The organism is Dactylosporangium sp. NPDC050588 (assembly GCF_040654975.1).
In the GTDB taxonomy this organism is placed as follows: domain Bacteria; phylum Actinomycetota; class Actinomycetes; order Mycobacteriales; family Micromonosporaceae; genus Dactylosporangium; species Dactylosporangium maewongense.
This window is the reverse complement of the sequence record NZ_JBFAJA010000047.1, coordinates 79,324-105,097: the sequence shown is the minus strand read 5'-3', so window position 1 is coordinate 105,097 and position 25,774 is coordinate 79,324. Positions and strand designations below refer to the sequence as shown.

Here is a 25,774-nt window from a genome sequence, read left to right as displayed (position 1 = left end):
CCGCACAGACGTTGGTCACTACGACCTTGCTCGATGGCCCAGCTGTGCCCGTCGCCGGGTGGGGCGATCTCCGCTTTCTCCGCCGCGGGGCGGGCGGGGTCAGGTCCGGAAGCGGCCGACCAGTTGGGTGAGGCGGGTCGAGACCTGGGTCAGTTCGCCCGCGGCGCCGGTCACCTGGCTGATGCCGTCGGCCGTCACCTGGGCGATGTCGGCGATGCTGCGGACGCTGCCCGCGATGCTGATCGCGCTGTCCGCGGCGCCGCCGATGTGGGTGCCGATGCTCGCGGTGCTCGCCGACTGTTCCTCGACGGCGCTGGCGATGCTGCCCTGGTAGGCGTTCACGGCGCCGATCACCTCGCCGGTCGCGGTGATGGCCTCGACGGCGCGGGCGACGTCGCGCTGGATGGCGGCGATGCGGGACGTGATGTTCTCGGTGGCCTCGGCGGTCTGCTGCGCCAGGGCGCGCACCTCGTCGGCGACCACGCCGAAGCCCTTGCCGGCCACGCCGGCCCGCGCGGACTCGATGGTGGCGTTCAGCGCGAGCAGGTTGGTCTGCTTGGCGATCGCGCTGATCATGCCCAGGACCTCGTTGATCGCGGCCGAGGACTCGCCGAGGCGGGTGACGGTGGCCGTGGCCTCGTCGGCGCGGGCGACGGCGTCGGCGCCGGCGGTGCTCGCGGCGGCGGTGCTGCGGGCGATCTCGCTGATCGAGTTGCCCATCTCGTTCGCGCTGGCCGAGACGGTGTGGACGCTCTGCGAGACCTCCTCCGCCGCCCCGGCCGCGGCCTGGGCCTCGGCGTGGGTGCGCTCGGCGTTCATGGTCATGCCGGCGCTGATCACCGACAGCTCGTGCGCCGCCGCCGAGGCCGTGTCGGCGGTCTCGGCGATCTCCCGGACCAGCCGGGCGATGTTGTCGGCGAACCGGTTGAAGCGCTTCGCCAGGTCGCCGACCTCGTCGCGGCGGGACTCGTCGACGCGGTGGGTCAGGTCGCCGTCGCCCTCGGCGATCTCGGCGATGCGTTCGGAGAGCACGTTGATCGGGCGGACGATGCCGCGGGTCAGCCACAGCGAGACCATCAGCAGCAGCACCGCGGCGATGAGCGTCCCGCCGAGCACGGTGCGCTCGGTCGAGTCGACGACGGAGTTCGACCTGGCCTGCAGCGCGGCGATGCGCTGGCGTTGCGCGGCGAGGAGCTCGCCGGTGACGCTCTGCACGCCGGCCGTGAGCCGCTGGGCCCGGTCCGCGTCGGCGACCTTCCGGGCGGCCTCGAAGCCGCCGGTCTGGCGGGCCTGCACGACGCGGTCCATGAGCGCGAACCGCGCGTCGAGCAGCGGGCGCAGCTCGCGGATGCGGTCCCGCTCGGCGGGGTCGGCGCCGATGCGCCGGGCGATGTCGGCGAACTTCGCGGTCGCGGCGTCCTGCGCCTGCTGGTGCGCCTTCAGATCGGCGTCGGCGCCGGAGACGAGGAACGCCTGCGTGCCGCTGGAGGAGGCCTGCAGCGCGTTCCACAGCTCGTCCAACTCGGACATGAGCGCGTGCGCCGCCTCGACCTGGCGCTGGTCGTCGGTGAGCCGCAGCGTGTTGCGGTACGCCACCGCGCCCACGGCGATGAGCAGGACCAGCGCCACCGCGAACCCGGCCAGCAGCCGCCGCCCGATCGTCCACCGGATGTCGCGCAGCGCCCCGGTCAGACCCCCGCTCGGGGCCGCCATCAGGCGTCCCGCCGGAACTTCGTGATGGAGCTGTCCCGGGCCACCCCGTCGGCGGCGGCCTGCATCCGGGCCGCGAAGTCCGCGGGGCGTTTCAGCGCGCCGGACATCACGTCGGCGATGGTGGCCTGCCAGGCCTTGTCCAGCGCCCCGTACCAGTCGTTGAACTTCCAGGTCATGAGGTTGTTCCCGGCGCCCTTGACGACCTCGTTGGCCGACGCGAGGCCGCTGGAGCCGGCGACCCCGTCGGCCGAGCCCTTCCGGCTGGCCAGGGAGTTCGTGAGCTCGCTGAAGCGGCCCGCGCCGGGCTTGGACAGCATGACGCGCAGGTACTCCAGCCCGCCGGCCTTGTTCTTCGCCATCGTCGGCACCGCGAACGTGCCGGAGGCGCCCGCCCGGGCCGACCCGTAGGGCATCGTGTCGCCCGTGCCGACGCTCCACACCGGCACGATCGTCAGCTTCACCGACGCCGGCAGCGTCGCCTTCATCTCGTTCTCCAGCCAGGTGCCGCAGGGCAGCATCGCCGCCCGGCCGTCGATGAGCGCCTGCTGCGACTCGGTGTGCGACAGCTTGTCGCTGCCGGCCAGCACGAAGCCGCGCCCGACGAGCTCGATCGCCAGCTCCACCGAGGCGAGCACGGCGGGGTGCTGCCAGGCGCCCGGTTCGAGGTTGTCGATCGCGGCCGCCGCCGCGGCGCCGCCGGCCTTGTGGATCCAGTCGGCGATGGTCCAGCCCATGTAGTACGGGTACTTCCCGGCGTGCGCGAACGGCGCCACCCCGGCCGCCTTGATCTTCGGGGCGAGCTCCAGGAACTGCTCCCATGTCTGTGGCGGCGACCAGCCGGCCGCCTGCCAGCGGGTGGCGTCGTAGAAGAGACCGAAGACGGTGTACATGTAGTTGAGCCCGTACACCTTGCCGTTGAACGTCCCCGACTCCACCGTCCCGGGCAGCAGCGTGTCGCGCACCTTCACGCCGGGGTCGTCGAGGCTCGGGCTGTCCAGCAGCTCCGTCAGGTCCAGCAGGGCACCGTCGTTGACGAGCTCGCCGGTCGTGAACTGGTCGGCGCCGTCGTTGTTCATCACGTCGGGCGGGTCGCCGGAGTCGAAGCGGCCCTTCAGGTCGCCGACGATCTTCTTCGTCGACGTGTGCCTGATCTGCGCCCGGGGGAAGCGCTTGCGGTACAGCTCCTCGTGCGCCTTGGCGTAGTCGTCACCGAAGCCGCCGTTGAAGATCACCACCTCGAGCGCGCGCTCCGGCGTGATCCCGAACGGGTCGAACGCCGCCGTGGGCGAGCCGTCGTCCCCGCATCCTGCGAGCAGCCCCGCGGCCGGCAGCGTCGCCGCGGCCAGCAGTGCCCGTCGTGACAAGTGGTTCACGCACGTTCTACTCGGCCGGCAACCGTGCCGCTTGAGCATTCGCACCGGCGCGGTCTGCCGCAGGGTGCCTCTGCCCATCCGGCGGCCGGTTCAACCAAACCCGGTGGTGTTCGCCGGTGCGCGGCGAACATCCCCCTGTCCGCGCAGCCGGTGCGGGCACCCGCAGGTTCGTTGTTCGCCGGCGGCCGGGCGAACGCCTCTTGCCGCGTGTACTGGGCGCCGCAAGCACTTCGCGACCAGTACACCGGAGGACGAACATGCGAACGAAGCCCTGGACGCTCCGTCAGGCCGTCATCGTCACGACCGCGCTCTCGCTCGGCTCCACCGCGGGGGCGGTCGCCGAGCAGGCCGCGACGCGGTTCGGGTTCACGCACCCCGGCCCGGGCCAGCTCGCGGCGGCCGTCACCACCCTGTGGATCCTCGGCCGGCTCGACGCGCTCATCGACGAGCGGCGGTAGCGGAGTCCGCGTCCAGGTAGTCCTCAGCGGCGCGCAGGACCACCGGCGCGGCGACCTCGGCGAGCCTGAGCAGGCACTGCTTCCAGCCGCTCAGGCCGAGCGAGCCGGCGAGCAGCCGGTGCGCGTGCGCCGGCGGCACCACGGCGACCAGGGCGTTGACGGCCTGGACCCGCCGGTCGGGCTGGGTGATCGTCCGCACCACCGCCTCGGCCTCCGCGGCGAGCTGCTCCGCCCGGTGCGGGTCCCCCGCCGCCCGCACCGCGGCGATCAGCGGTGCCAGCGCCTGCACCCGCTGCTCCGCGACCGGCATGCCGCGGGTCAGCCGCTCGGCCCGGCCGAGGTCGCCGGCGTCGACGGCGGCCAGGCAGACCTGGGCCAGCGCCCACGACTGCTGCTCGGGGTCGCTGACGGCCAGCGCGACGGCCTCGGCCCGGTCGTGGTCGCCGCGCTCCGCCAGCGACGCGGCGACGTCCGTCATCGCCTCCGCCTGCCGGTACGGGTCGGGCAGCATGAACGCGATCGCCTCGGCCCGCCTGCCTGCGGTGGCACCGCCGGCCCGGACCAGCCGCGCCAGCGCCCTGGCCCGCTCGTCCGGGTCGTCGAGCCCGTACGCGACGGCCTCGGCCCGCTCCGTCTCGCCCGCCGCGGCGAGCGTCTCGATGAGCTGTACCAGCGCCCAGGTCCGCTGCCCGGGGTCGGCGACGGCCCGGGCCACGATCTCGGCCCGGTCCGCCTCGTCGTTCGCGGCGAGGACCTCGACGAGCTGGACGATCAGCCACGCCCGCTGCTCCTCGTCGGGCAGCTCGTCGATGGCGTCCCGGACCTCCGCGGTCAGCCGCCACGCACGGACCCGGTCGGCGGCGAGGACGGCACCGACGAGCTGGATCATCGCCGGGATCCGCTCGTCGGCGTGCGGCAGCGCCCGGATCGCCGCGTCGACGTCCGTCGCGAGCCGGGCGGCCTCGTCGCCGCCGAGGCCGGACGCCAGCTTCATCAGGGCGATGCGGGCGAGCACCCGCTGGAACGGGTCGGCGAGGTGCGAGGCGACGCGCTGCGCCCGGTCGTGCAGCCCCTGGCGGGTCAGCGTCTCCGCGAGCTGCGTCCGCGCCTCGGCCTGCTGGTCCGGGTCGTCGACGGCGTCGACGAACGCCTCGGCCCGGTCAGGCTGTCCGGCGGCCGCCGCGACCGCGGCCAGCTCGCAGGTGGTGCGGGAGCGCAGCGCCGGGTCGGGCACCGCGCCGGCGAGCTTCTCCGCCAGCGGGAACGCGCCGGTCCTGGCGGCCGTCGTGGCGAGCCGGGCGAGGGCCTGCGCCCGGAGCTGCTCGTCCGGGATCGACCGGGCGAGGCGTTCGGCCAGGCCGAGGCGCCCCGTGACGGCGACCGCCGCGGCGAAGGCGCCGAGGGTGTGCGCCCGGGTGAGCACGTCCACCGTCCGGCCGGCCGTTTCGGCCTGGACCGCGAGCACCGCCGCCCGCCGGTGGTCGCCGGCGGCCGCGACCGCGTGGCCGACCTGGGTCAGCGCCGCCGCGCGCTGGTCGGCGTCGGGCAGGGCGGCGGCGTACCGCTCCGCCCGGTCCGCCCCACCGGCGGCGATGATCGCGGCCACGAGCTCGGCGTGGACGGGTGTCCGCTGCGCCCGCTGCAAACGGCCCGCGGCGGCGTGGGCAGCAGCGACGTGCCGCTCGATCTCGCCGGCGCCGATGAACGGGGTGAGGCGGATCAGCGCGATCCACACCGCGGCCTGCTCCGCCGGGTCGGCGATCCTCGGCGCGGCCGCGGCCACCTCGGCGGCGAGCCGTCGCGTCTCGTCGGGGCGGCCGGCGGTGTACAGCGCCGCCGCGAGCTCCGCGTACGCCAGCGCCCGCGCCCCCCTGCCGCCGATGCCAACAGCCGAGGCCAGCACATCGACGATCAGCGCATCCACGGCTGCTGCGTCCATGACCAGCGGCACGGCACCATCCGCCGCCGACGCTTCCACGACCGGTGCGTCCACGACCAGCGGCGCGGCACCACCCACCACCGGTCCGTCCACGACCAGCGCGTCTGCGTCCAGGGCCGGTGCGTCCACCACCGGTAGTGCGACGCCGTCCGCCATCGGCGCGCCCACGACCGGTGGTGCGGCGCTGTCCACGGCCAGCGCGTCCGCTGCCGGCAAGTCCGCGGCGGGTGGTGTGGCGCCGTCCGCGGCTGGTTCGTCCGCGGCTGGTTCGTCCGCGGCCGGTGGTGTGGCGCTTGCCCGGGCGGTGTGTTCCAGCAGGCGGGTCAGGGCGCTTGTGCGGAGACGCGGGTCGTCGATCAGGCGGGCGAGGGTCTCCGCGGATCGCAGGTCGCCGGCGGCGAGGACCGCGTCGACGAGTTCCAGCAGGAGCTCCGCCCGCGCGATCTGTCCGTCGATCGTCCTGGCGGCAGCTGCCGCCTCGGCGGCGAGGTCGCCGAGGCCGCCGGGCGCCGGAGCGCCCCACTGCAGCAGGCCGGCCAGTGTGCGGGACCGGGCGGCCGGGTCGGTGATGGACCGGGCCAGGGACAGCGCCTCGGCGAAGAGTCGCTCCGCTCGCCGGCTCCGGCCGGCCGCGCGGACCGCGGCGGACAGCCGGGCCAGCGCCACCGACCGGCCGCTGCGGTCGCGAGCGGCGTGCGCCGCGGCCTCCGCCTCCGTCATGAGCCGCTCGACCTGGTCGGCGTCGCCCGCGGCGCCGAAGGCCCGCAGCAGCTGGCTCATGGCCAGCGCCCGGTGGTCCGGGTCGATGATCGACCGGGCCAGTGACATCGCGAGCGGCAGGTCGCCGTCGTCGAGGACGGCGCCGACCAGACCCAGCATGCTCCGCGTCCACCGGTCCTGGTCGATGGCGCTGCGGGCGAAGCGCGCCGCGCGGTGGTGGTCGCCGATGCTGACCGCCGTCTCGACCAGGTCGGCGAGCGACCGTTCGTGCCGCTTGGCGTCGACGATGCTCCACGCGACCGTCTGGGCGAACCGCTCGTCGACGGTCCCGGCGACCGCGGCCGCCAGCTGGCCGAGGGCCATGTTCTGCGCCACCGGATCGGCCATGCCCTGCGCGAGCGCGTCGCCCCGCGCGGGCTCCCCCAGGACGACCCACAGCGCCGGCAGGCCGGCCGGGATGTTGGCGTTACGGGCGGTGAGCTCGTCCAGGCGCAGCGCGAGACGGACCATGGCGCGCAGGTCCGGCTCGGGCCGGCCGATGATCAGGTCCTGGGCGGCCCGGACCTCGGCCATGCCCGCACCGTCGCCGCCGGTGACGGCGAGCAGCCGGTCGTGCCGGTCGTGGTCCACGGCGAGCGCGATCAGCCGCCCCGGATCGGGCAGCGACCGCAGCATGCGCGGGTAGCCGTGCAGCAGATACTGCGGCGTGCCCACCGGCCAGCGCTTCGCCCGGTAGCCGTCCGCCCAGGCGTGGATCCGCTCCCGGTGCCGGCCGATCGCGGCGCCGAGCCCGCTCACCGCCTGCTCGCGCAGCTCGTCGTGGGTGAACAGCAGCACCGGCTCGGGTGCGGACGCGGGCACCGGCCGGACGGCGACCGACCGGCCGAAGACCCCACCGATGAGCCGCTCCAGGCGGAACCGGTCGAGCCCGGTCAGCTCCTCCAGCTCGGCCACCGTCAACCCGTCCGCGCACGCCGTCAGCAGGCCGATGACGTCCACGTGCGTCGAGTCGCCGAGCAGCAGCGCCCGCAGCTCCTGCCGCGCGTGGGCGGCGATGCTGCTGGCGTGCGGAAACGCCGTCAGCCAGCGGACCCGGCAGTGCCGCAGCGGATGGTCGCCGGGCACGTCGTCCGGCAGCGGCGGGTCGGGCCGGCTCGACACCACGATCCGCAGGTTCGGGACGGCGTGCCGCGGCAGCAACGACGCCACGCTCGCCAGCCCCGACCCGGTCTCCGCGCCCTTGTCCTCGTCGAGGCCGTCGACGACCAGGAGCAGCCGGCGGCCGGCCAGCTCCGCGTGCCGGGCCGCGGTGCGTAACAGCGGAAGCCACCGCGACACCTGCGTCGCGGGCGCCGACGCGTCCAGCCGCAGCTCCAGCAGGCCCGTCAGCTGCTCCACCAGCGCCCCGGCGAACGCGTTGCTGTCCGACTGGGTCGCGAGGCGGGCCGTGACGAAGAACGCCAGGACGTCGACGCCGGGCGGCGGATGGCGCACGAACGTCGCCAGCAGCGCCGACTTGCCGGCCCAGGGCTCCGCCTGGATCCAGAGGTACGGCTCGTCGCCGGCACAGAACGCGGCGAGCTCCGCCAGCTCGGCCTCGCGGTCCCTGAGCCCACCGGCCGGCACCAGGTCCTCGACGTGCGCCGCGTAGTCCGGCCGCCACCACGGCAGTACAGGAGCGGCCACACCCGCCTCGTCGGGCTCGCCGGCACCGTCCTGGTCGCCGGACCCGGTCTCGCCGGCACCGTCCGGCTCGCCCGCGCCGGTCGCGGCGGCAGCGCCGGTCACGGCTCCGTGGCGGGCGACCTGCGCGGCCGCGTCGGCGTAGATCCTGGCCCTGACCTGGTCGTCGGCGGAGCCGCCGAGCGCCCGGGCCAGCGCCACCGCCAGGTCGCCGCTGGGCGTCTTCCGCCCGCGGAAGATCTCGCTGAGGTACCCGATGGACGGCCTGCCGCCGTCGCGGGCCGAGGTCAGCCGGTCGGCGATCTGCCGCAGGGTCGGCTCGCCGGCGTGGACCTTCAACCTGGCCAGCAGGTCGACGAGGGCACCACGGCCGGCGCTCACCGGATCGGCCCGCCCGTCCACGCACCCAGATTATCGATCCTCGATGCCGGCACCGCGCCGACGCCCCGGTGCGGATGTCGTGTCGCCCGTCCCGGGTCACCGCCGGGGAAGCGGGATCGCGGCGCAAGGCAGAATCGACCGGGTGCTGAGCGCGACAACGATCACGGACCAGGACGACGAGCGGATCGGTGACTACCGGGCGCTGACCGACGTCGAGCTGCGCACCCGGTGGGAGCCGCCCAACGGGCTGTTCATCGCCGAGGGCGAGCTGGTGCTGCGCCGGGCGCTGCGGGCCGGCTACCGGCTGCGGTCCGTGCTGATCGACAGCAAGCGCGTCGGCCAGCTCGACGACCTCCCGCTCGGCGACGTCCCCGTGTACGCCGGCGACCAGGCGACGCTCGAGGCGATCACCGGGTTTCACGTCCACCGGGGGGTGCTGGCGAGCTTCCACCGCAAACCGGACCTCGCCGCGGCCGACATCCTCGCGACCGCGCGGCGGGTCGCGGTCCTGGAGGACGTCAACAACCACACGAACGTCGGGGCGATCTTCAGGGGCGCGGCGGCGCTCGGGATGGACGCGGTGCTGCTGTCGCCGTCGTGCGCGGATCCGCTGTACCGGCGGAGCGTGCGGGTCAGCATGGGCGAGGTGTTCGCGATCCCGTACGCCAGGATCGAACCGTGGCCGGACGGGCTCCACGCGGTTCGGGAGGCGGGGCTGACGCTGCTGGCGATGACGCCGGCCGCGGATGCGGTGCCGATCCAGACGCTGAGCGCGGCGCAGCGGGAGCGGACGGCGCTGCTGCTCGGCGCGGAGGGCCCCGGGCTGTCGGCCAAGGCCCTCGACGCCAGCGACGTGCGGGTCGTGATCCCCATGCGGAACGGGGTCGACTCGCTCAACGTGGCGGCCGCGGCGGCGGTCGCCTTCTGGGAGCTCTGCCGCTAACGCTCGAGCTCGTGGGACGGCTGCTGGAACTCGGCGGTGAGCTCGGCGGCGGTCACCTGCGTGCCGGACACCTGCGCGGCGGCGGCGGCGGCCTCGGCGTTGGCGGCGGCGGCCGCGTCCTCGGCGGAGCGGCGGGCCTCGATGACGTCCTCGGACTCCTCCTCCTCGCCGACGTTGCGCTTGACCAGGTCGATGCGGGCGGCGTCGGACATCTGCGCCATGCCGCCCAGCGCGCCGCCGATGCCCTCCAGGGCCTTCGTCAGCTCGACCGGCAGGATCCACAGCTTGTTGGACTGGCCGGCGGCGATCTGCGGCAGCGACTGGAGGTACTGGTACGCCATGACCTTTGAGTCCGGGTTGGCCACGTGGATCGAGTCGACCACCGTCCGGATCGCCTTCGCCTGGCCCTCGGCGGTGAGGATGCGGGACTGGCGCTCACCCTCGGCGCGCAGGACCGCGGCCTGCTTCTCGCCCTCGGCGGTGAGGATCTGGGACTGCTTGAGACCCTCGGCGTGCAGGATCGCGGCGCGGCGGTCACGCTCGGCGCGCATCTGCTTCTCCATCGAGTCGCGGATGCTCGGCGGCGGCTCGATCGCCTTCAGCTCCACGCGGGTGACCTTGATGCCCCAGCGGCCGGTGGTCTCGTCGAGGACGCCGGACAGGTGGCGGTTGATCTCGTCGCGGCTGGTGAGCGCCTTCTCCAGGTCGAGGGAGCCGATCACGTTGCGCAGGGTCGTCACGGTGAGCTGCTCTATGCCCTGCAGGTAGCTGAAGATCTCGTACGTGGCACGGACCGAGTCGACGACCTTGAAGTACAGGACGGTGTCGATCGACACGACCAGGTTGTCGGAGGTGATGACGGGCTGCGGCGGGAAGCTGACGACCACCTCGCGCTTGTCGACCTTGTTGCGCACCGAGTCGATGAACGGCACCAGGATGTTGAGGCCGGGCGTCAGCGTGCGGCTGTACTTGCCGAGCCGCTCCACCACGTACTCGACCTGCTGCGGCACGACCTTGACCATCTTGGCGACCGTGACGATCGCCAGGAGGGCGGCGGCGATGACGACGACCGCCAGGAACACACTCGGATCCACGTGACTCAGTCCTTCCACACCATCGCGGTAGCACCCTTGATCTCGATCACCCGGACCCGATCCCCGATCGCGAACGTCTGCGTCGCGTCGTAGGGCCGGGCCCGCCACAACTCACCGTCGATCTTGATCTGGCCGCTGTCGTGGTCGACCGCCTCGATGACGAGCGCCGTCGAGCCCTCCAGGGCCTCGACGCCCATCTGCGTGTCGCGCACGTCGCGGCGCATGTAGCGCTTGAGCGTCGGCCGCACCGCCAGGAACGACAGGGCCGACCCGGCCGCGAACACCGCCGCCTGCACCGGCACCCCGGCGCCGAGGGCGGCGGCGCCCGCCGCGGCGAACGCGCCGATCGCGAACATCAGCAGGATGAACGTGGTCGTGAAGATCTCCGCCGCGACGAGCGCGGCGCCGACGACGATCCAGACGATCAGCCACAGGTCCACGCTTCGATCGTGTCACGCCGATGCACGCGGCGCTCGCGTCTGATCACTCGTCTTGCCGAATCCTTGTCGATACGCGGTGCGGCCCGGCCCGGTGCACAGTTGGGGAATCAGTCGCCCGCTTCATCCCTGCTTCGTCCCCGCTTCGTCCTTTTGGAGGCCTGCCGTGCCGTTGCTGCCCGAGACCGTCTCGTGCGTCGACGACCTCGTCGCCCGCGCCCACGCCGGTGGGCGGGTGCCCGTCCTCGTCGCGGGCGTCGTCCGCGACGGCGCCCTGCAGCACGTCGCGACGGCCGGGCTCGACCAGCCGGTCGCCGGGCTGCAGTTCCGGATCGGGTCGATCACGAAGACGATGACGGCGGCGCTGGTCATGGCCCTGCGCGACGAGGGGAAGCTGGCCCTCGACGACCTGCTCTACCGCCACCTTCCCGGCACGCCCGTCGGCACCGTCACCCTGCGGCAGCTGCTCGGCCACGCGGGCGGCGTGCAGCGCGAGCCGGACGGCGACTGGTGGGAGCGCGCCGCCGGGGTGGACGTCGACACGTTCCTGTCCACGCTCACCGCCGACAAGGTCGCCTACCCACCGCTGCGCGGATACCACTACTCGAACCTCGCCTACGGGCTGCTCGGCGCGATGGTCGCCCGCCTCGGCGGCGAGGACTGGCAGTCGATGCTCGCGAAGCGGCTCCTCGGTCCGCTCCATCTCGACCGTACGACCTACGCCGAGGCCGAACCGTTCGCCCGCGGCTACGTCGTGCACCCGTGGCTGGACGAACTGCGCGAGGAGCCGCGGCACGACGCGGCCGCGATGGCACCCGCCGGCCAGCTGTGGTCGACGGTGGAGGACCTCGGGCGCTGGGCGGCGTTCCTGGCCGAGCCCGACCCGGCGGTGCTCGCGCCGGCGACCCTCGACGAGATGTGCGCGCCGATCGTGCTCAGCGACCTCGACGGCTGGACCGCGGGGCACGGCCTCGGCCTGCAGCTGTGGCGGCGCGGGGAGCGGGTGTTCGTCGGTCACACCGGCTCGATGCCCGGCTACCTGGCGGTACTGGCCGTACACCGGCCGTCACGCACAGCAGTGGTCACGTTCGCCAACGCGTACACCATGCGCTATCGCGACTCGGGCGGCCTCAGCGGCTTCGGGCTGGACCTGCTCGGCGCGGTGCTGGACCGTGAGCCCGTGCGGGTGGCGTCGTGGCGGCCGCGCGAGGAGCCGCCGGCGGAGATCTTGCCGCTGACCGGCCGGTGGTGGTGGATGGGGCGCGAGCACGAGGTCGGCTGGGCCGGCGGCGAGCTGGTCGTGACGCCGCTGACCGCCGGGGGCACGCCGTGGCGTTTCGTGCCGGACGGGCCCGCGCCGGACGTGTGGCGCGGGCTGTCCGGGGACTGCGACGGGGAGCTGCTGCGGGTGGTGCGTGACGGGGACGGCGCGGTGGTCGCGCTCGACGTCGCGACGTTCCTCTTCAGCCGGGATCCGTGGCCTGCGCTCTAGGCGTCCCCGTCTTCGTGCCCGTTTCGCCTCCAGGCCGTCCAGGTCTTCGCCTTCAGCCGTCCTCGTCTTCGCCTTCGCCTTTAGGCGTCCTCGTCGTCGTCCAGGTCCTCGTCGGGCTCGGTCACGAAGTCGATGAGGCGCTCCATGGCGTTGATCAGCGGGGTCTCGACATCCTTGTAGCTGGACACCGACGCGAGGATGCGGCGCCACATGTCGGCCGGCTCGCTCACGCCGAGCTGGTCGCAGACGCCTTCCTTCCAGTTCTGCCCCGGCGGGACGACCGGCCACTGGCGGATGCCGACTGCCTGGGGTTTGACCGCCTGCCACACGTCGATGTACGGATGGCCGGTGACGAGGACGTAAGGCGACCGGATATTTCCGACAATTCGGCTTTCTTTGGAATTTGGTACCAGATGGTCGACGAGGACGCCGAGCCTGGCCACGGGCCCGGGGTGGAACTCGTCGACGGCCGCGGCCAGCTCGTCGATGCCGTCGAGAGGCTCGACGACGACGCCCTCGACGCGCAGGTCGTGCCCCCAGATCCGCTCGACGAGCGCCGCGTCGTGGATGCCCTCGACCCAGATCCGGCTCCGCCTCGCCACGCGCGCCGTGAGCCCGGCCACCGCGATCGACCCCGAGCTGGTGATGGTGCTCTTCTGCCGCTGTACCGCCAGCTTCGGCTTGACGAGCGTCACCGGCTCGCCGTCCAGCAGGAACGCGGCCGGCTCCAGCGGGAAGTTGCGCCGCTTGCCGTGCCGGTCCTCCAGCACCACCGCGCCGAACTGGTAGCCGACCACGGCACCGCAGAACCCCGAGTCCACATCCTCCACGACGAGGTCCAGCTCGGCGTCCACCGTCGGGACCGTGCGCCGGCGCCGCCAGTCGTTGTTCGCCAGGACGTCCATGGACGGCAAGCGTATCGGCTGACGCCCCCAGCGCCTGCGAGACATACCGGCACGTCAGCACGTACCCTTGCTCCCATGTCCCCCGCAGCACGCGCGGCGACCCTGCAGGCGCGCCGCTCGGCGCGTTTCGCGGCATGGGTCCGGGCGTGGCGCGCCGGCCTCGTGCCGTGCGACGACGCCGCCGCCGAGATCTCCGGCGACGAGGAGCACATGGTCTCCGACGTCCCCGGCACGTGGACCGACGTATCCCTCGTGGATGCGATCACCGCGCTGTCCAAGCTCCACCCGGACGAGGTCCGCCTGGTGCTCCCCGCGCCGGGCGACCCCCGCGGCCTGCCGGGCCCCGGCCCCTTCAGCAGCGCCGCACTCCTCGCCGGCGAGGGCGTCATCGCGGGCGGCCTCGGCTTCGTGCCGGAGGTCCGCCTGCACACCTCGGGCTCGGGGGACGAGTTCGAGACCGTCCGCTGGCAGGTTTTCGTCTTACCCGCGGCCGTCCCGGCCCCGCTGGACGGCCCCTCGACCGCCGAGGCCGAGGCCGAGCTGTCCGCCGAGCTGGCGACCGCCACCCGCACCCTCGCGAAGCTCGACATCGCCCAGTGGCGCCCCGAGCTCGCCGGCGCGATCGAGGCCCTCCGCAAACCCGACGGCGCCACCGACCTGCCACCCGGCTACGACCCGCGCGCCCGCCGCCTGTACGCCCGCGCGGCCATCCTGGACCGCGTGCTCGCCCTCGCCGAACACGCCGCACCCGGCGGCGCCATCAACGGCTACGAGGTCCAGCAACGCGACGCCGCCCTCCGCCCCCTCACCACCGCCTGCCGCCGCGCCCTGGTAGCCGCCTGCAACGCCCCCCTGATCTGAGCTGTAATTCCCCCACCGCTGCCGCGGCGGGGCCCGGCGGGGATTCTCACCCGCACCCCAATGCGCCGCTGCGCGGCGCACAGCCCGCGCTTGCGCGCGTGGCTGGGATTGCGCGTGCGCGCCGCATCCGGTGGTCGCCCCTCGTAGCCCCACATCCGACGGCCACGGTCCGGACCGTCATGATCCGGTGACCTTGAGCACCCGCCGCCCGCCACCGCCCGGATGTGGCAGGCGACGACCGCTTCGAGGTGCCAGCCGGCCGCCTCGGGAGTGCCCAGCACATCCCGGCCCACCGCGCACTCCACTCGGCCGACACACCCTCCGGGGTCATGATCCGGTAGACCTTGGGTAGCCAGGGCTACACAAAGTCTTCCCGATCACCGAAAGCTCGCGCCCAACCACACCAGCGACGCACCCGGAAACACCCCCGCCCACGAGCAGCGCCCCGCCCAGGCTCGATGCCTCGCGCGGCACGTCGCGCAGAGCATCACGCGGCACGTCGCGCAGAGCCTCGCGCGGCACGTCGCGCGGGGGCGTCGGGTCGGATGGCGGGCCGGGCTTGCTGGGCACTGCTCGCCTAGGCGTGGCAGTGGTCACGGAGGGGTCCCGGTGGCGCGCCGGCCGTTTCACTAGCACCGTACCAAGGCTTACCTAATCGATCTTCAGAGCCGCAACCATGCCGCCACAGCGCGTAGTTTCAGCAGTGAAGAGCCAGGTCAGACCTCGTCGATCAGGTGGGCCACGGAGGGGATGATGCGGGACGGGCGGTACGGGTAGCGTTCCACGTCCGAGACCGTCGAGATGCCGCTCAGGACCAGGATCGTCTCCAGGCCCGCCTCGAGGCCGCACAGGACGTCGGTGTCCATGCGGTCGCCGATCATGGCGGTGGTCTCGGAGTGGGCGTCGATGCTGTTGAGGGCCGAGCGCATCATCATCGGGTTGGGTTTGCCGATGAAGTACGGCTCGATGCCCGTCGCCTTCGAGATGAGGGCGGCCACCGCACCGCAGGCGGGGAGGGCGCCCTCATTGGAGGGGCCGGTGGCGTCGGGGTTGGTGCAGATGAAGCGGGCGCCGTCGTTGATGAGGCGGATCGCCTGCGTTATGGCCTCGAAGCTGTACGTGCGGGTCTCCCCCAGCACGACGTAGTCGGGCTCGGTGTCGGTGAGGATGTAGCCGACCTCGTGCATCGCGGTGGTCAGGCCGGCCTCGCCGATGACGTACGCGGTGCCGCCGGGGCGCTGCGTGTCGAGGAACTGGGCGGTGGCCAGGGCCGAGGTCCAGATCGCCGACTCGGGCACGTCGAAGCCGATGCGCCGCAGGCGGGCCTGGAGGTCGCGGGCGGTGTAGATGGAGTTGTTGGTCAGGATCAGGAACGGCTTGCCGGACGAGCGCAGCCGGTTGACGAACTCCGGTGCGCCGGGCACGGGCTCGCCCTCGTGCACGAGGACCCCGTCCATGTCGGTGAGCCAGGACTCGATGGGCTTGCGTTCTCTCACGCGTACATGCTCCCTCAGAAACGTTTCGTGCCTATACGCGTTTCGGTGACACGCAGCAGTCGGCCGGGCAGAAATCCCAGGTGGGGACGGTTCCGAGCGCGTGACGAACGTTACTGTGAGCAAGCACGCGCTCATCGACGAGCTGTCGGATCATCGTCACGAAGCGGGGGTCGACGCCGGGGGTGGCGGCGCGGGCGAAGGCGATTCCGAGTCGCGCGGCGGTGGCCCGCGCCTCGTTGTCGAGGTCCCAGATCACTTCCAGGTGGTCGGAGATGAAGCCGATCGGGCTGACCACGACCTCCCGTACACCTGCCGCCGCCAGCGACTCGAGATGGTCGTTGACGTCGGGCTCCAGCCACGGCACCTGCGGCGGGCCGGAGCGGCTCTGCCAGACCAGGTCCCAGGGCAGCTCGGGGGCGGCCGCGGCGGCGACCAGGGCCGCCGTTTCCAGCAGTTGCGCCTGGTACCGGCCGGCGCCGCCAGGCCCGGAGGCGGCGTTCATAGCGGTCGGGATGGAGTGCGCGGTGAAGACGAGCCGCGCGGCGAGCCGGGACGGCAGCTCTGCGAGGGCCGCCCGTACGGCCGCGGCGTGCGACTCGATGTAGAGCGGGTGGTCGTGGAAGTGCCGGATCTTGTCGATCGCCGGGGCGTCCTCGCCCACCGTGGATCGGGCTGCCGCGATGTCGTCCAGGTACTGGCGGCACGAGGAGTTGGAGCCGAACGGGCTGGTGACGAACGCGAGCGCGTGCCGGATGCCGTCGTCGCGCATCTGCGCGACCGTGTCGGGCAGGAACGGGTGCCAGTTGCGGTTGCCCCAGTAGATCGGCAGGTCGAGCTCGGATCGCAACGCGTCGATCAGTGCGCGGTTCTGCGCGTTGATGGGCGACACGCCGCCGAAGTGCCGGTAGTGCTCCGCGACCGCCGCGAGGCGCGACGCGGGGATGCCGCGGCCCCGGGTCACGTTCTCCAGGAAGGGCAGGACGTCGTCCTGCCCTTCCGGACCGCCGAACGAGACGAGCAGGAACGCGTCATAAGCCACGCCCCATTGTTACCAGAGGGTCAGGACGAGCCGACCGCGTGGTACCCGCCGTCGACGTGCACGATCTCGCCGGTCGTGGCCGGGAACCAGTCCGACAGCAGCGCGCAGCAGGCCTTCGCCGCCGCGACCTGGTCGTTGAGGTCCCACCCGAGCGGCGCGGTCTTCGCCCACGAGTCCTCGAACACCGCGAAGCCGGGGATGGATTTCGCCGCCATGGTACGCAGCGGGCCTGCCGCGACCAGGTTGACCCGGATCCCGCGCGGGCCGAGATCCCGGGCCAGGTAACGGTTCGCGGACTCGAGGCCGGCCTTGGCGACGCCCATCCAGTCGTAGACGGGCCACGCCTTCGTGGCGTCGAAGTCCAGGCCGACGATCGAGCCGCCGGACTCCATCAGCGGCAGGCAGGCCACCGCGAGGGACTTGTAGGAGAACGTCGACACGTGCAGCGCGGTCGCGACGTCCTCCCACGGCGCGTCCAGGAACCCGCCGCCGAGGCAGCTGGCCGGGGCGAAGCCGATCGAGTGCAGCACGCCGTCGAGCCCGTCGACGTGCTCCCGGACCTTGTCGGCGAGGCCGGCGAGGTGCTCGGGGTTGGTCACGTCGAGCTCGATGACCGGCGCCTCGCGCGGCAGCCGCTTCGCGATCCGCTCGACGAGCGACAGCCGGCCGAACCCGGTCAGCACGACGGTCGCGCCCTGCTCCTGGGCGAGCTTTGCTACGGAGAAGGCGATCGACTGGTCGGTGATGATCCCGGTGATCAGCAGCCGCTTGCCTTCGAGCAGTCCGCTCATGGTTCTCCTCTGTGTCCGGAAAAGTCAGTGACCCATGCCCAGGCCGCCGTCGACGGGGATGACGGCGCCGGTGATGTACCCGGCGGCGTCGCTCGCGAGCCAGGTCACCGCGCCGGCGACCTCCTCGGGCTTCGCCATCCGGCCGAGCGGGATGGCCTTCTTGTACTCGGCCTGCGTCGCCTCGGGCAGCACGGCGGTCATGTCCGTCTCGATGAACCCGGGCGCCACCACGTTGGCGGTGATGTTGCGGCTGCCGAGCTCGCGGGTGATCGACCGGGCCATGCCGACCAGGCCGGCCTTGCTGGCGGCGTAGTTGACCTGGCCGGGTCCGCCGTACAGGCCGACGACGGAGGAGATGAAGATGATCCGGCCCCACTTCGCCCGCAGCATCTTGCTGGTGGCCCGCTTGGCGCAGCGGAACGAGCCGGTGAGGTTCGTGTCGAGCACGCGGGTGAACTGGTCCTCGCTCATCCGCAGCAGCAGCGTGTCGTCGGTGATGCCGGCGTTGGCGACGAGCACCTCGACGGGGCCGAGCTCGGCCTCCACCGTCGTGAACGCGGCGTCGACGGCGGCGCTGTCGGTGATGTCACACTGCACGCCGAACAGCCCGTCGGGGGCGCCGGAGCCCCGGTGGGTCACCGCGACCTTGTCACCCTGCGCCGCGAACGCCTGCGCGATTGCCAGCCCGATCCCACGGTTACCGCCGGTGACCAGCACGGTCCTCGCCACGTTGCCGCCTTTCTGCTTCTGTGATGCTCCGTGATGCGCTGCGATCAGCTGTACGGAGATTAGGTGTTACTGACGGGTACCCGGCAACTCGCCGGTCGGCTGATGTGAGCCATGAGGCGTGGCGGTACCATGGCGGCGTCTGCTCGTGCTTTTCGCTGACCGCCCGGTGCGGCTGCGGCTCCCTGGAGGTGATCGCTGTGCGAAGTAGCGATCCTTCCAGTCGTGACAGGGTGTAGTCCTTCCCCTGTCACGGCTCCGCGTGTCTGTTCTCCGTTCCTGTTGAGACACACCGTTGGGAGCACGTCATGAGCCGCTACATCGCGCCCATTGGATTCTTCCTGGCCGCAGTCTGGGTTGCCGCCCTTTTCTACCTCGTCGGCGCACACTAACGCTGTTTCCCGCCCTTGGCCTTCGGCCATTGGCTCGCCGCCCCACCGCTGGCGCGGCGGGTCCCGCCGGGGGATTCTCACCCCGGACCCCCCAATGCTCGCTCCGCTCGCACTGCCAGCGCTGCGCGCGGCAGCCTCGCCCGCGTGCGCGCAGCATCCCGGTGGTCGTTCTCCGCCGTGGGCCGTGTGGGTGGTTCCTCATGATCCCGAATGATTCTGGCAGCCCTGGCTATCGGAACCCTTCGGGATCACGGAGTAGGTGCGGTCAGGCCCCTCGCGGATATGTCCGCTGGCGCGAACATATCCGAAATTTCGGTTATGTCGGGGAGCGAAGCGAGTCGACATAACCGACGATGACGCGCTGGCCGGATCCGCCGTGATCGGATCGCGGATCCGGTCGTCATGACAGCCGGGTCCGTTACTTGATCATCACGGGCGGCGGGCACCGGAGCGGTTACGGGAGGCGGCTGCCCCACAGGAGGCTCAGGCCGCCGGCGAGCAGGGCGAGCAGGAAGCCGCCGCCGAGGTACCACTGGGTGATCTCGCGGGGCTTGGTCTTGAAGCCGATCGAGCTGCCCATGTCGGTGTACACCCGCTTGAGCTCGTCCTTGCTGGCGGCCTCGTAGAAGTAGCCCTTGGTGGTCTCGGCGACCTTCTGCAGCGACGCCCGGTCGACCGGGACCCGCTGCGGGGTGTTGCCGATGCGGACCACGCCCTCGTCGGTGCCGAACGCGATGGTGGAGACGGGCACGTTGGCGGCGGAGGCGGCGGCCGAGGCGTCCTCGAGGGAGCGTCCGGCGGTGCGGAAGCCGTCGGAGAGCAGGACGATGCGGGCCGGTGGCGGGCCCGAGGCGCCGTCGGCGGGGACGGTGCGGATGGCGTCGAGGCTGGTGAAGACGGCCTCGCCGGTGGCGGTCGACTCCTGCAGGGTGAGTCCGTCGATCGCCTGGAGCACCGAGCCGCGTTCCTTCGTCGGGGAGACCAGGACGCTCGCCGTCTTCGCGAACGAGACCAGGCCGACGTTGAACGACGCCGGGAGCTGCTTGACGAAGTCGGTGGCGGCGGACTTGGCCGCCTCGATGCGGGTCGGCTGCACGTCGGTCGCCTGCATCGACAGGGAGACGTCGATGGCGAGCATGATGGTGGCCCGTTCGAGGGGTTCCTTGGTGTCGACCGACGGCCGGGCCATGCCGAAGCTGAGCACGAGCAGGCTCAGCAGGAACGCGGCGGCGCTGACGTGCCGGCGCACGCCGATGCCCTTGGGCACCAGGCTGCTGAGCAGGTCGACGTTGGTGAACTTCACGGCGAAGGCACGCCGGTGCAGCTGACGCCAGATGTACACGCCGATGACGGCGAAGACGGGCAGCAGCGACAGCAGCCACCACGGTGACAGCAAACGAATCATCGGGTCGTCCCCCTCGTCCGGGCGTGCCGCTGTGCCGCGACGAACCGGACGATGTCGAGCAGCCAGTCGGAGTCGGTGCGCAGTCTCAGATGCGCGGCGTTGGCGCCGCGCAGTGCCGAGGCTATCTCGGCGCGCTGGGCGGCCGCCGCGTGTGCGTAGCGGTGGCGCAGTTTCGGGTCGGCGGTCTGCACCTCGTGGGTGCGGCCGGTCTCGGGGTCGACGAGCGCGATGACGCCGACGTTGGGCAGCTCCAGCTCGCGCGGGTCGACGATCTCCACGGCGAGGAGGTCGTGACGGACGCCGACCTTGCGCAGCGGCCGGGACCACTGGCTGACCGGCGTCATGAAGTCGGAGATGACGACCGCCATGCCGCGCCGCCGGGGCGGCCGGTTGAGCATGTCGATGAGCGCGCCGAGGTCGGCGCGGCCCGTCTGCGCCCGCGTCATGGCGATCGCCCGGAGCAGGCCCTGCGCGTCCTTGCGGCCGGGGCGGGCCGGCATCCGGTGCATGTCCCCGGCGGTGCCGACGACGGCGCCGATGCGGTTGCCGCCGCGGACCGTCAGGTGGGAGACCGCGGCGGCCGCGGCGATGGCGAGGTCGCGCTTGAGATAGCGCGCGGTGCCGAAGTCGAGGCTCGCGGACAGGTCGACGGCGAGCCAGGTCTCCAGCTCCCGGTCGGCGACGGTCTGCCGGACGTGCGGCAGGGTCGTGCGGGCCGTGACGGGCCAGTCCATGCGCCGCACGTCGTCGCCCGGCCGGTACTCCCGCGACTCGCCGGCCTCGGTGCCGGGGCCGGGCAGCAGGCCCAGGTAGTCACCCTGGAGGAGGCCGTCGAGCTTGCGGGTGACGAGCAGTTGCATGCGGTTGAGCACAACCTCGGCGCGGGCGTCGTCGGTCGGCATGGATCACCGGCCTTTCAACGGCCGGGCCAGGTGGTGATCGTGGTGGGGACGGGCCCGCCGGGGCCGCCGGGTCCGCCGTGGCCGCCCGGGCCGGCCTGCTGGCGCGGCGCGACGGTCGGCGGCGGCACGGCGGCGAGGACCCGCTTGACGATGTCGTCGGCGGGGATGTCGTCGGCGAGCGCGTCGTAGGACAGCACGAGCCGGTGGCGCAGGATGTCGGGCGCGATGTCCTGCACGTCCTGCGGCAGCGCGTAGTCACGGCCGCGCAGCAGCGCGAGGGCCCGGGACGCGCGGACGATGCCGAGCGAGGCGCGGGGGCTCGCACCGTACTGGATGAGCTGCGCGATATCGGCCAGCCCGTGCTCCGCCGGGGAGCGGGTCGCCACGACCAGCCGCACGGCGTAGTCGACGAGCGCGTTGTGCACGAACACGTCGTCGGCCTTGTCCTGCAGCGCCATGAGCTCGGTCGGGGTGAGCACGGCGACGGGCTCCGGGGTCTTCACGCTGACCCGGTAGACGATCTCGCGCTCTTCGCTGTCGGTGGGGTACCCCACCTGGATCTTCATCAGGAAGCGGTCGCGCTGCGCCTCGGGCAGCGGGTAGACGCCTTCCTGCTCGATCGGGTTCTGCGTGGCCATGACGAGGAACGGCCGCGGCACCTCGTACGTCTCGCCGCCGACCGACACCTGCTGCTCGGCCATGACCTCCAGCAGCGCGGACTGGACCTTCGCGGGCGCGCGGTTGATCTCGTCGGCGAGCAGGAAGTTGACGAACACCGGGCCGAGCTCGACGTCGAACTTCTCGCTGGACTGCCGGTAGATGCGCGTGCCGACGATGTCGGCCGGCACGAGGTCGGGCGTGAACTGGATGCGGGAGAACGTGCCGCCCACGACCCGCGCGAGGGTCTCCACGGCCAGGGTCTTCGCGACGCCGGGAACGCCTTCGAGCAGCACGTGACCGCGGGCGAGGAGCGAGACGAACATCCGCTCGATCATCCGGTCCTGGCCGACGATGACCCGTTTGACCTCGAACAGGGCGCGTTCCAGCACGGTCGCGTCCTGCGCGGGCGTCGAGACCTGCCCACCTGGCGGCGAGACGGGGTTGCTCGGCTGGGTCACCGGTCCTCCACTGCTTGCTGGCGTACAGACGACTCCAAGCCTCGCACGCCGCACCAACCGAACGCGATCCGACGTCACTGGGAAGCTTCTGAGAGTCCTACCCGCGACCGATTTTTACGTATTAGTCGTAAAAGTGACCAGTGATTGGGCGGGATTTTCGGATCGGACACCTCGGGTGACTGGACATCACCCGTACCCGAGTGGGTACGATTCACCCCGTCGCCGGGCGGCTTCCCCCGTGGCCGCCCGGCGCTCATCCTCTGCTCCACCGCTGGCAGACTGGCCGCGTGGATCCCCTCATCTGCTCGGCCAAAGGCTGTCGCGCCGAGGCGAAGTGGCAGCTGCGCTGGAACAATCCGAAGCTGCACACGCCCGAGCGCCGCAAGATCTGGCTCGCGTGTGACACCCACCGCACGACGCTGAGTGACTTCCTGACCGCACGCGGTTTCCTCCGCGACGTCATCCCCGTGGCAGCGGATACGCTCGACACGTGACGGGACCGGAGCGCAGCGGAGCGGCCCGTCACCATGGGCTCAGCACCTGGTCGCGTCGGCACCGTAGCGCAGCGGAGGTGACGACGTGACCGCGCCGCCCCTGGAAGTTATTTGGCGATCAATCTCCCCTCGCTATTTCTGGCTGCGCCTCGCCGTCCTGAGCGCCTGGACCCTGGCCTTCGCGGTGGCGGGCGCGGTCGCGGCGCTGCTCGTCAGCCCCTGGTTCTTCCTGTTGTCGTTCGCGGCGTTGGTACTGGGTGGGCTCCGGGCGGTGTTCGTGCGCCGGTCGGTGCGCGCCTGGGGTTACGCGGAGCGGGCCGAGGACCTGCTCGTCAGGCACGGGCTGCTCGTGCGGCGGCTGTCGATCGTCCCGTACGCGAGGATGCAGTTCGTCGACGTCACCGCCGGCCCCCTGGAGCGCGCCGCCGGCCTGGCCACCGTCACCCTGCACACCGCCGCCGCGGCCAGCGACGCGACCGTCCCGGGCCTCGAGGCCGCGGAGGCGACCCGGCTTCGGGACCGGCTCGCCGCGCTCGGCGAGATCCGCGAAGAGGGCCTGTGAGACAGCGCCTCCACCCGCTGACGCCGCTGCTGAAGGGGGCGAAGCTGGTGGCGTTCGCCGCCGCCGCCGTCTCCTGGCGCGGCCTGTCGGACCTGGGCCTGGTGCACTGGCTGGCCGCGATGGGCGCGATCCTCGTCGCGGCGGTCGTCGTCTCCGCCGTCGTCTGGTTCGTCACCGGCTACGAGATCGTGGGCCGGGAGCTGCGGGTGCACGAGGGGCTGATCTCACGCCGTACCAGGACGATCCCCCTGGAGCGGGTGCAGGCGATCGACGTCGTCCGGCCGCTGCTCGCCCGCGTCTTCGGCCTGGCCGAGCTGCGCCTGGAGGTGATCGGCGCCAGCAAGACCGAGGCGCCCCTGGCCTACCTGACCGTCGCCGGCGCCGCCGGCCTGCGCGCGCGCCTCATCGGCCTGTCCACCGGCGTCCCCCACACCCACGCCGCCACCACCGACACCGGCGCCGGCGAGTCGCGCGTCTTCGCCGTCGCCAACCGCCGGCTCCTGCTCGCGCAGCTGCTCACCCCGCAGGCCCTGACCGTCCCCGCCGGCCTGGCGTTCGTCGCCTGGCAGGCGACCCTCGACCCGACCTGGACCCTGATCGGCGCGGCGAGCACGATCACCGCGTTCCTCAGCGTCTTCCAGGTCCCCGTCCGCCGCGTCCTCGACGAGTGGGACTTCACCATCGGCACCGACGCCGCGGCGCTCCGCCTGCGCCAGGGCCTGCTCAACAAGCGCAGCCAGACCGTCCCGCCGCACCGCGTCCAGGGGCTGAAGGTCACCTGGCCGCTCCTGTGGCGCCGCGCCGGCTGGGCCCGCGCTCGCCTCGACGTCGCCGGCTACGCGGGCCACGGCGAGGCACAGCTGCGCACCGGCACACTCGTCCCGGTCGCGTCCACCCCCGACACGCTCGCGGTCGTCACCACCGTGCTCACCGCCGCCGTCCACGCCCGCCCCGCCAAACCCCCGCCCATGCCGCCGCCGGCCAGCGCCGGCCACTGGCCGCCCGTCGACGCGGTCACGGTCTCCGTCACCGGCCCACCCCGCCGCGCCCGGTGGCTCGCGCCCCTGGCGTGGTCCCGGATCGGCATCGGCGTCACCGACACGGTCGTCGTCGTGCGGGAGGGCGTCCTGACCCGAGAGCTGGTGGTGGTCCCGCTGGCCCGGGTGCAGAGCGTCAGGGTGGTCCAGGGCCCGCTGCAACGCGCCCTGGACCTCGCGACGGTCCACGTCGACACCGCGGGCGGCCTGCACGCCGTCGGCCGCCACCGGGCCACCGCCGACGCCTACGCCCTCGCCGACCTCCTCGCGGCCACCTCCCGCACCGCCCGCCACGCCGCCGTCGCCGTCTCGCTCCGGAAGCCGCCCGCCCCACCACCGGACCAGGTCGCCGCACCGCCGCCGGACCCGCACGCCGCACCGCCCGGCCCGATCGCCGCCCCACCGAACCCGGTCGCCGCTCCGCCACCGAACCCGGTCGCTGCACCGCCGGACCCGATTGCCACGCCGCCGGGCCCTGTAGCCGCGCCCCATCCGCCGGTGTAACAGCGACGGTCCCGCAGCGGGTGCAGCAGCAGCCCACCGCGCCAGCCAGCGGGCAACCAGGCACGGCAAGCGCCTCGCCGACCGGTCACGGACGAGCACGTGCGAGCCCGACCACCGAACCGCCGCCGGACCCGATCGTCGCACCGCCCGACTCCGCACCGCCCGACTCCGCACCGCCGGACCCGCCGGCCGCTCCACCACCGCCTACGCAGCCGCGGCCCACCACAGGCACGGCAAGCACCTCGCCTACCAGTCACGAACGAGAGCACGTGCGAGCCCGACCACCGAACCGCCGCCGAGCCCGGCCGCCGCACCACTGAACCCGGCGGACGCTCCCCACCGCCTGCACAGTCACGGCCCACCGCCTGCGCAGTCGCGGCCCGCCGCAGGCACGGCAGCACCTCGCCGACCGGTCACGGACGAGAGCACGTGTGAGCCCGACCGCCGCACCGCCGCCGGACCCGGTCGCCGCGCCGCCGCTGGCTACGCAGCCGCGGGCCGCCGCAGGCACGGCAAGCACTTCGCCGAACGCATCGCGGACGAGAGCACGTGCGAGCCCGACCACCGAACCGCCGCCGAGCCCGGCCGCCGCACCACTGAACCCGGCGGACGCTCCCCACCGCCTGCACAGTCACGGCCCACCGCCTGCGCAGTCGCGGCCCGCCGCAGGCACGGCAGCACCTCGCCGACCGGTCACGGACGAGAGCACGTGTGAGCCCGACCGCCGCACCGCCGCCGGAGCCGGTCGCCGCGCCGCCGCTGGCTACGCAGCCGCGGGCCGCCGCAGGCACGGCAAGCACTTCGCCGAACGCATCGCGGACGAGAGCACGTGCGAGCCCGACCACCGAACCGCCGCCGAGCCCGGCCGCCGCACCACTGAACCCGGCGGACGCTCCCCACCGCCGGCGCAGTCGCGGCCCGCCGCAGGCACGGCAAGCACCTCGCCGACCGGTCACGGACGAGAGCGCGTGTGAGCCCGACCGCCGCACCGCCGCCGAACCCGGTCGCCGCGCCGCCGAAGCCAACCGCCGCACCGCCGAACCCGGTCGCCGCACCGCCCGGCCCGGTCGCCGCGCCGCCGGACCCGGTCGCCGCGCCGCAGGACCTGGTCGCCGCGCCGCAGGACCTGGTCGCCGCGTGGCTGGGCCCGGCGACCGCTCTCCCGCTGGCTGCGCAGCCGCGGTCCGCCGCGGGTACGGCAGCCAGCTGCCGCGCGGGCAGTGGCGGTCGGGCGGGGCAGCACCTCGCCGAACGCATCGCGGGCGAGTCGGCCGGGCGGCCGGCGGGCGGGTGAGGCAGCGCCTCGTCG

The 25,774-nt window shown here is 73.0% G+C and carries 21 protein-coding genes; 8 read left to right on the top strand and 13 right to left on the bottom strand.

The genetic code is table 11. The features are described from left to right. Positions 1-99 precede the first annotated feature (99 nt). Positions 100-1,713: a methyl-accepting chemotaxis protein gene (locus AB0I21_RS30260; protein ID WP_360566212.1), complete on the bottom strand. Its 1,614-nt coding sequence runs from the start codon at positions 1,711-1,713 to the stop codon at positions 100-102. Next, positions 1,713-3,077: an N-acetylglucosamine/diacetylchitobiose ABC transporter substrate-binding protein gene (gene ngcE / locus AB0I21_RS30255; protein ID WP_360566210.1), complete on the bottom strand. Its 1,365-nt coding sequence runs from the start codon at positions 3,075-3,077 to the stop codon at positions 1,713-1,715. Before ngcE ends, AB0I21_RS30260 begins: the two co-directional genes overlap by 1 nt. Positions 3,078-3,343: 266 nt before the next feature. On the opposite strand from ngcE, the gene AB0I21_RS30250 reads away from it, so the two are divergent. Beyond that, complete coding sequence (locus AB0I21_RS30250) at positions 3,344-3,544, top strand: hypothetical protein (RefSeq protein ID WP_344502928.1); 201 nt, start codon at positions 3,344-3,346, stop codon at positions 3,542-3,544. Here the strand turns inward: AB0I21_RS30250 and AB0I21_RS30245 are convergent. Beyond that, entirely contained in the window at positions 3,525-8,288 is a 4,764-nt protein-coding gene (locus AB0I21_RS30245) for a hypothetical protein (protein ID WP_360566209.1), read from the bottom strand. The two genes, AB0I21_RS30250 and AB0I21_RS30245, sit on opposite strands and share 20 nt — an antisense overlap. A 124-nt stretch (positions 8,289-8,412) precedes the next feature. Here AB0I21_RS30245 and AB0I21_RS30240 point away from each other — a divergent pair, with 124 nt between their 5' ends. Continuing rightward, positions 8,413-9,210 (top strand): RNA methyltransferase, encoded by a 798-nt coding sequence (locus AB0I21_RS30240; protein WP_360566227.1) that lies wholly within the window; start codon positions 8,413-8,415, stop codon positions 9,208-9,210. On the opposite strand, the gene AB0I21_RS30235 is transcribed toward AB0I21_RS30240, so the two are convergent. Beyond that, a complete protein-coding gene (locus AB0I21_RS30235; RefSeq protein WP_360566225.1) occupies positions 9,207-10,232 on the bottom strand; it encodes an SPFH domain-containing protein in 1,026 nt (341 codons plus the stop codon). The genes AB0I21_RS30240 and AB0I21_RS30235 overlap by 4 nt on opposite strands. Before the next feature lie 77 nt (positions 10,233-10,309). Next, complete coding sequence (locus AB0I21_RS30230) at positions 10,310-10,738, bottom strand: NfeD family protein (protein ID WP_360566224.1); 429 nt, start codon at positions 10,736-10,738, stop codon at positions 10,310-10,312. A gap of 169 nt (positions 10,739-10,907) precedes the next feature. Between AB0I21_RS30230 and AB0I21_RS30225 the strand changes: the two genes are divergently transcribed. Continuing rightward, entirely contained in the window at positions 10,908-12,233 is a 1,326-nt protein-coding gene (locus AB0I21_RS30225; protein ID WP_360566207.1) for a serine hydrolase domain-containing protein, read from the top strand. Positions 12,234-12,313: 80 nt separating this feature from the next. Here AB0I21_RS30225 and AB0I21_RS30220 read toward each other — a convergent pair whose 3' ends face one another. Beyond that, positions 12,314-13,138, bottom strand: a complete 825-nt coding sequence (locus tag AB0I21_RS30220) for a DUF3097 domain-containing protein (RefSeq protein ID WP_360566205.1) — start codon at positions 13,136-13,138, stop codon at positions 12,314-12,316. A 75-nt stretch (positions 13,139-13,213) separates the two neighbouring features. Here AB0I21_RS30220 and AB0I21_RS30215 point away from each other — a divergent pair, with 75 nt between their 5' ends. Next, complete coding sequence (locus AB0I21_RS30215; protein ID WP_360566203.1) at positions 13,214-13,999, top strand: hypothetical protein; 786 nt, start codon at positions 13,214-13,216, stop codon at positions 13,997-13,999. A 716-nt stretch (positions 14,000-14,715) separates the two neighbouring features. Here AB0I21_RS30215 and AB0I21_RS30210 read toward each other — a convergent pair. The 7 genes from AB0I21_RS30210 to AB0I21_RS30180 all read right to left on the bottom strand — a co-directional run bounded on the left by AB0I21_RS30210 (position 14,716) and on the right by AB0I21_RS30180 (position 21,868). Next, positions 14,716-15,495 carry an HAD-IIA family hydrolase gene (locus AB0I21_RS30210; RefSeq protein ID WP_344502933.1) on the bottom strand — a complete coding sequence of 260 codons (780 nt, stop codon included), beginning with the start codon at positions 15,493-15,495 and terminating at the stop codon, positions 14,716-14,718. Between the two features lie 31 nt (positions 15,496-15,526). Continuing rightward, positions 15,527-16,534 (bottom strand): ferrochelatase, encoded by a 1,008-nt coding sequence (locus tag AB0I21_RS30205; RefSeq protein WP_360566201.1) that lies wholly within the window; start codon positions 16,532-16,534, stop codon positions 15,527-15,529. Positions 16,535-16,554: 20 nt separating this feature from the next. Beyond that, entirely contained in the window at positions 16,555-17,325 is a 771-nt protein-coding gene (gene fabI / locus AB0I21_RS30200) for an enoyl-ACP reductase FabI (protein WP_344502935.1), read from the bottom strand. Positions 17,326-17,349: 24 nt separating this feature from the next. Next, positions 17,350-18,054: a 3-oxoacyl-[acyl-carrier-protein] reductase gene (gene fabG / locus AB0I21_RS30195; protein WP_344502936.1), complete on the bottom strand. Its 705-nt coding sequence runs from the start codon at positions 18,052-18,054 to the stop codon at positions 17,350-17,352. Between the two features lie 843 nt (positions 18,055-18,897). Beyond that, entirely contained in the window at positions 18,898-19,848 is a 951-nt protein-coding gene (locus tag AB0I21_RS30190) for a VWA domain-containing protein (protein ID WP_344502938.1), read from the bottom strand. Next, positions 19,845-20,750, bottom strand: coding sequence for a DUF58 domain-containing protein (locus tag AB0I21_RS30185; protein WP_344502939.1), 906 nt, complete (start codon positions 20,748-20,750; stop codon positions 19,845-19,847). Before AB0I21_RS30185 ends, AB0I21_RS30190 begins: the two co-directional genes overlap by 4 nt. 14 nt (positions 20,751-20,764) lie before the next feature. Beyond that, on the bottom strand, positions 20,765-21,868 hold the full coding sequence (locus tag AB0I21_RS30180; RefSeq protein ID WP_360566198.1) for a MoxR family ATPase: 1,104 nt from the start codon (positions 21,866-21,868) through the stop codon (positions 20,765-20,767). Positions 21,869-22,155: 287 nt separating this feature from the next. Here AB0I21_RS30180 and AB0I21_RS30175 point away from each other — a divergent pair, with 287 nt between their 5' ends. The 4 genes from AB0I21_RS30175 to AB0I21_RS30160 all read left to right on the top strand — a co-directional run bounded on the left by AB0I21_RS30175 (position 22,156) and on the right by AB0I21_RS30160 (position 25,759). Next, entirely contained in the window at positions 22,156-22,362 is a 207-nt protein-coding gene (locus tag AB0I21_RS30175) for an acetone carboxylase (protein ID WP_360566197.1), read from the top strand. A gap of 85 nt (positions 22,363-22,447) precedes the next feature. Next, the gene (locus AB0I21_RS30170; protein WP_360566195.1) at positions 22,448-22,924 is read left to right on the top strand and encodes a PH domain-containing protein; all 477 of its coding nucleotides are present in this window, start codon (positions 22,448-22,450) and stop codon (positions 22,922-22,924) included. Further along, entirely contained in the window at positions 22,921-24,465 is a 1,545-nt protein-coding gene (locus AB0I21_RS30165; RefSeq protein ID WP_360566193.1) for a PH domain-containing protein, read from the top strand. The genes AB0I21_RS30170 and AB0I21_RS30165 overlap by 4 nt, the downstream gene beginning before the upstream one ends. Before the next feature lie 970 nt (positions 24,466-25,435). Further along, positions 25,436-25,759 carry a hypothetical protein gene (locus tag AB0I21_RS30160; RefSeq protein WP_360566191.1) on the top strand — a complete coding sequence of 108 codons (324 nt, stop codon included), beginning with the start codon at positions 25,436-25,438 and terminating at the stop codon, positions 25,757-25,759. The last annotated feature ends 15 nt before the right edge of the window (positions 25,760-25,774 follow it).